Source organism: Paenibacillus taichungensis, from assembly GCF_003287275.1.
In the GTDB taxonomy this organism is placed as follows: domain Bacteria; phylum Bacillota; class Bacilli; order Paenibacillales; family Paenibacillaceae; genus Paenibacillus; species Paenibacillus taichungensis_A.
Map to the genome: position 1 here is coordinate 47262 of NZ_QEVW01000023.1, position 6264 is coordinate 53525.

Here is a 6264-nt window from a genome sequence, read left to right on the forward strand (position 1 = left end):
AACTACAAAAAACCGTCGCCCTGTGAAAATGGAACGTTCTAAATTCCCATTTGTCAGGAGACGGTTTTTTATTTCAATCATTTAGTTGAAAATCTTAGGATCGACGGGCAATCACGCTGACTCCACCCATGTAAGGACGAAGTGCTTCAGGAATAACCACTGTTCCATCTTCTTGTTGATAGTTCTCCAGAATAGCAGCTACTGTACGCCCCACTGCCAGTCCTGAACCATTTAATGTATGGACAAATTCCGGTTTCGCTTTTGGCTCTCTACGGAAACGGATATTAGCTCGACGTGCTTGGAAGTCTTCACAGTTGGAGCAAGACGAGATTTCGCGATACGTATTGCTTTCCGGCAACCAAACCTCAATGTCATATGTTTTGGCAGATGTGAAGCCCATATCTGCTGTACACAACGTCAGAACACGGTAAGGCAGCCCCAATAATTGAAGCACACGTTCCGCATTTAGAGTCATGTTCTCCAATTCCTCATAAGAGGTCTCAGGAGAAGACAGTTTCAACAGCTCAACTTTATTGAACTGATGCTGACGAATCAAGCCGCGTGTATCCCGTCCAGCAGAACCTGCTTCAGATCGGAAACATGAGCTGTACGCCACAAAGTGTTTAGGCAGTTGGTCTGCATTCAAAATCTCTTCGCGATGATAGTTCGTTACCGGAACTTCAGCGGTAGGGATCAAATAATACTCGGTATCTTTCAGCTTAAACAGGTCTTCCTCGAATTTCGGCAGTTGGCCAGTTCCAAACAAGCTGTCACGGTTAACGATGTATGGAGGCAGAATCTCTTCATACCCATGCTGATCGCTGTGTAGATCCATCATAAAGTTGATCAAAGCACGTTCCAAACGTGCACCCAATCCTTTATAAAAGGTAAAACGGGAGCCTGTTACTTTGGCAGCCGCTTCAAAATCAAGAATGTCGAGATCCTGTGCGATTTCCCAGTGTGCTTTTGGTGTAAATGAAAAGGACTTCGGCTCTTCCCAACGACGAATCTCCACATTATCATCTTCGGACGCACCAACAGGTACACTCTCGTTAGGGATGTTCGGAATCGCCATAGTCAGTTCGTTGATCTTCACTTCCAACTCACGCACTTCTTCATCCATTGCTTTGATTCGATCGGAGACTTCACGCATCTCAAGGATCAACTCGTCGGCATTTTCACCACTCTTTTTAAGCTTGGCCACTTCTCCAGATACCGTATTCCGGCGACTTTTCAGGTTTTCACTCTCTTGCAGCAAATCGCGACGCTTGGCATCCATATCCGTGAACCCGGCGATTAGATCCAGCGACTTGCCACGTTTCGTCAATGCTTCTTCAACACGTGCATACTCATTCCGCAATATTTTCACATCAAGCACTAAATACCCCTCCTAAATAACACCACAAAGTAGAAACCTTCCTCATTAACTCCTGCCAAAACTTTGCAGCCTTATAACTTCATCATTTCTTAATGGTAAAAAATAACCTATGGCCTCCGGTGCTGCCCTATGCTGCGATTCCCGCTTTGGAAGCAGATACGGGCAACATCAGGCATCTGACCAGACAGCACCTTGCCAGTAAGCCTTGTGAGCCTCTGGAGGACCGATCCGGTTCAACGGCAGTCATAGGTTGTATATCAATCACTATTGGTTCTGTACAGGCTGTTTATACGACCTAGCCATGTCCACAAAGTAAGCATGCAGTCGATAATCATCTGTCAGCTCAGGGTGATAGGAGCAAGCCAGCAGATGCCCCTGGCGGGCAGTAACAATCTCATCCTTGTAAGTGGAGAGAACTTCCACCTCTTCTCCTACACTCTCAATCAGGGGTGCCCGGATGAACACAGCCCTCACCGTCTCCTCAATGCCTTTTACTGGGAGATCCGTTTCAAAGCTTTCCCTCTGCCTTCCAAATGCATTTCTAGAGACGGTCATATCCATTAGCTCCAGATGAGCTTCCTCTTGTCCTGCAATATGTTTGGCCATAACAATCAAACCAGCACAGGTGCCGAATACCGGTTTCCCCTCAGCAGCGAATGCCTGAATGGCCTCCATGAAACCATATTTACGCATCAGTTTGCCAATCGTGGTACTCTCACCGCCAGGAAGAATCAACCCATCCAGCTCCTCAAGTTGCTGAACCTGTTTGATCGCCAATCCTTCTGCTCCGGCCCGTTCAATACTACGAATGTGCTCGGTGACTGCCCCTTGAAGTGCTAAAACGCCGATCTTCATATAAAATCCACCTTTCTCTTACCAGCCGCGATCCTGCATGGGCTCGGAAGGTGCAAGTTTGGAATTGGTACCGATCATGGAAGCACCTTCGCCAATCAGGCGCAACGCTTCACCCAAGTCCTTGGCGCCACATCATGTCCGATCCGCGCTTTGGCACCTCTTTTAACGCGTGCTATTCCCGTTTCCATACCCCAATATACCGTAATGGATGTATCGTTCTTGTCCATAAACAGGATGTGGAATATGCAGTGTCAGTTAGAAGAACAATAGACTTTTTAACTGATTTATACGTAGAATTCTAACTTGATATTTTACCGGAAAAATTGTAAATATACAATCCATCCGGTCGGAAATACTTGTATTTTGTCAATAGTCTAACGACACTATATTGAAAATGTCATATTAATCTGTCTTCTTTCACCTTTTCTATTAGAACAGGTTTTTGATGCCATCAAACAGATCAACGAAAAAATCTTTCACTGCACGGAAGAAGAGACGGAACCAACCACCTTTTTCCGCTTCTTCTGCGGTGATGAGATTCACTGTCTTCTCTTGTGGCTCAATTCCCTCTGCTTTGTACGTATAAGTAACCGTACCAACCTTGGTTCCGGCCTTAATTGGAGCAACCAGCTTATCAGCTTCAGTAACATTCGCGTTAAATGTCACGTTCAGGTTTTGAGTACCTTTAGGTACAACGAAACTTACTGCATTATCTGTCACAACAGGTACTGTTGTTTCCTTCCCTTTTTTCAAAGGTACAGCTTCCCAGCCTGTGACTTTAGTTTTGGCAGCAACCGCCTGTTTCACTTCAAAATTGTTGAATCCGAAGTCCAATACTTTCTTCGTTTCTCTGAAACGCGCTGGCTCCGAATCTGTACCCATAACCACACTGATCAGACGCATGCCATTACGCTCAGCCGTACCGGTAAAGTTATTCCCTGCGTTCGTGGTATGGCCCGTTTTCATCCCGTCCAGACCCTCATAGGCATAGCTTTTGAAGTTGGTTATATTTTTATTCGCTTCCAGCATCCAGTTATAGTTAATAATTGGATCTTTGTCATTGGGGCGGAATTTATAGGATTGAATTGTCGTGAAATCTTTGTAGTCCGGGTGATCCATGATGATATATCTGCACAAAATGGCTGCATCCCGTGCCGACATGACGATTTCCTTATCCTCGGTAGGGCGGAAATCCGCAGGCATATCTGCACGATCCAGTCCTGTGGAGTTGATGAAGTAGCTATCTTTCATTCCCATACGCTTCGCTTCATCATTCATCATTTTCACAAAAGCTTGTTCAGAGCCTGCGACATGTTCAGCCAAAGCAACCGTAGCATCGTTGGCAGATCCTACAGCCATAGCAATGTACAGCTCTTTGACTGTATGTTGATCACCTTCTGCGAGGAAAATCCGTGAGCCAACACTTTGCGCTGCGTTCTTTTTAACTGTAACAACATCATCCCAGTTTAATTTTCCCTGTTTGACTTGTTCAGCTACAATATACTCTGTCATCATTTTAGTCATACTAGCAGGCGGCATAGCTTTATCCGCATTAACATTGAGTAGAATTTGACCCGTTGAAGCCTCCATCAGTACGGCTGATTTAACATCGAGTCCCAGGGAGTCTGCCGAAGGAATGTCCACGGCTTTTTCGGTCTTCGTTGTTGTAGCCGCCGCTGTTAATACCTGACCGGAGTCATTGGCAGCTGCCATAACTGGCATTACCGCAGACATGCAGAGCATATTAATCAGCATAACCGAGGCTACGCTTTTTTTGAGCATTTGACGTTTTTTCTTATTCATTTGTTTGGCTTTCAATGATGAATACTCCCTTCGGTCCGAAGCTTTCTATTGTGTGCTTCAGTACAGCTTGAGCTGCAATATTTTCTTAGTCCCTAACAGGTGAAGATGATGTGTGAGATGTGTGTTGTATATGCGCTGTATCGAAAGAGCAATGTCATTGCTCCTAAAGTTCGAATCGATTGTCACTTAGTTAGCATTAAATGAAATGCTTATGTAAAAGGACGTCCGCGCTTCTTTTTTCGCTGGGCAACCTTCAACCTTTTTCTACCACTCAAAAATCATTGTCAGAAGCAGTTTCATAGACTCACGTCAAAAAACCGCCGCAACGCCCTAATCCATTAAAGGATCATCACCGCTTGTTCTATTCTATCACAGGGGTATCCGCAAAAAAAGACAGGCCCGGCGAAAATCGCCAAGCCTGTCCTGGAAATGATTAACACAATTCAGATTACAACGAGTAGTTAGGAGCTTCTTTCGTAATCTGTACATCATGCGGATGGCTTTCACGAAGACCCGCACCTGTAATACGAATAAACTGAGTGTTGTTACGAAGCTGTTCCAAACTGCTTGTACCACAGTATCCCATACCTGAGCGTAGACCACCAATCAACTGATGAATCGTATCAGACAATGGACCTTTGTAAGCAACACGTCCCTCAATTCCTTCCGGAACCAGTTTCTTGTCATCATCCTGGAAGTAACGATCTTTACTTCCTTGTTTCATCGCAGCCATTGAACCCATACCGCGATAAACTTTGTAGCTACGTCCTTGGAAGATTTCCGTTTCTCCCGGGCTTTCTGCCGTACCTGCAAACAAGCTTCCCAGCATTACTGCATGAGCACCTGCAGCAAGAGCCTTGGTAATTTCACCAGAGTACTTGATACCGCCGTCAGCAATGATTGGTACGCCATATTCACGCGCTACATTTGCACAATCGTATACTGCTGTAACTTGAGGAACACCAATACCTGCAATTACGCGAGTTGTACAAATGGATCCTGGACCAATTCCCACTTTGACAACCGATGCCCCAGCTTCAATCAACTCACGTGTTGCATCGCCTGTAGCAACGTTACCCGCAACAATTGTCAGGTTCGGGAAACGTTCGCGCAGCTGACGAACCGCATCAATGATGTTAATGTGATGTCCATGTGCCGAGTCTACCGTAATCAGGTCCACACCGGCTTGAACCAATGCATCTGCACGTTCAAAGGTGTCTTTGGAAATCCCGATCGCTGCTCCAACCAGCAAACGTCCTTGTGCATCTTTAGCTGCGTTAGGGAATTGAATTGCTTTTTCGATATCTTTAATAGTAATGAGACCTTTCAGTGTGTTGGACTCATCTACTAATGGAAGTTTCTCAATTTTATGCTTCTGGAGAATGCCTTCTGCTTCTTGCAGTGTAGTACCTACAGGCGCAGTAACCAGATTCTCACGAGTCATGACTTCGCTAATTTTAATGGAGAAGTCGTGGATGAAACGCAAGTCACGGTTTGTCAGGATACCAACAAGTTTTTGATCTCCTTCAACAATTGGCACACCGGAAATGCGATATTTTGCCATAACCGACTCTGCATCAGAAACCAAATGTTCGGCTGTCAATGAGAACGGGTTGGTAATAACACCACTCTCCGAGCGCTTAACCCGATCCACTTCCTCTGCTTGCTGCTCAACAGACATATTTTTATGGATGATACCAATACCGCCTTCACGGGCAATGGCAATAGCCAATGTCGCTTCAGTAACAGTATCCATGCCAGCACTAATCAAAGGAATATTCAGTTTTACGCTGTCACTCAAACGAACAGATACGTCCACTTCTTTAGGCAGTGTCTCGGATTTCCGTGGCACCAGCAGTACATCGTCGAAGGTGAAACCTTCCTTACCAAATTTATCTTCCCACACGCGGGCGTTCCTCCTTATGTTTGCTCAGCTTTACGGTCCAAAACCCGAAGATCTCAGGCTGTATTTTATGCCGAAAATACGTTTTCTGAAAAATTTATTATTGCCATCTTAGCAAAGCGTTATTTAGACTGTCAAGGGAAACTCCCTGGTTATATTAGGTGTATTGCCTGATGCATACAACTGTATTTGTCATACGGACAGGTTCATTCTATATATAAAAAATACCACTCGATATGAGTGGCGTTACTCTATGTTAAGTAATTTAGTTCACTGTCTCTCAACTAACAGTTGTTTCTAATTTTTGCTTATAAACAAATAAAAA

4 protein-coding genes and 1 pseudogene are annotated in these 6264 nt (G+C 44.8%); all 5 read right to left on the reverse strand.

The window, feature by feature from the left end; genetic code table 11:
* Positions 1-94: 94 nt before the first annotated feature.
* Complete coding sequence (gene serS / locus DC345_RS26990; protein ID WP_113055829.1) at positions 95-1378, reverse strand: serine--tRNA ligase; 1284 nt, start codon at positions 1376-1378, stop codon at positions 95-97.
* 264 nt (positions 1379-1642) lie between these two features.
* Positions 1643-2233 (reverse strand): pyridoxal 5'-phosphate synthase glutaminase subunit PdxT, encoded by a 591-nt coding sequence (gene pdxT / locus DC345_RS26995; protein WP_113055830.1) that lies wholly within the window; start codon positions 2231-2233, stop codon positions 1643-1645.
* A gap of 57 nt (positions 2234-2290) precedes the next feature.
* Positions 2291-2365: pseudogene (locus DC345_RS32375) on the reverse strand (hypothetical protein); the annotation flags it as partial.
* A 297-nt stretch (positions 2366-2662) separates the two neighbouring features.
* Positions 2663-4051, reverse strand: coding sequence for a D-alanyl-D-alanine carboxypeptidase family protein (locus tag DC345_RS27005; RefSeq protein ID WP_113055831.1), 1389 nt, complete (start codon positions 4049-4051; stop codon positions 2663-2665).
* A 433-nt stretch (positions 4052-4484) separates the two neighbouring features.
* Positions 4485-5942, reverse strand: a complete 1458-nt coding sequence (gene guaB, locus DC345_RS27010; RefSeq protein WP_024628817.1) for an IMP dehydrogenase — start codon at positions 5940-5942, stop codon at positions 4485-4487.
* Positions 5943-6264: the final 322 nt, after the last annotated feature.

What these genes read in the sequence shown, in the direction of transcription:
- pdxT (WP_113055830.1), bottom strand. Translation starts at nt 2,233, where the DNA reads ATGAAGATCGGCGTTTTAGCACTTCAAGGGGCAGTCACCGAGCACATT.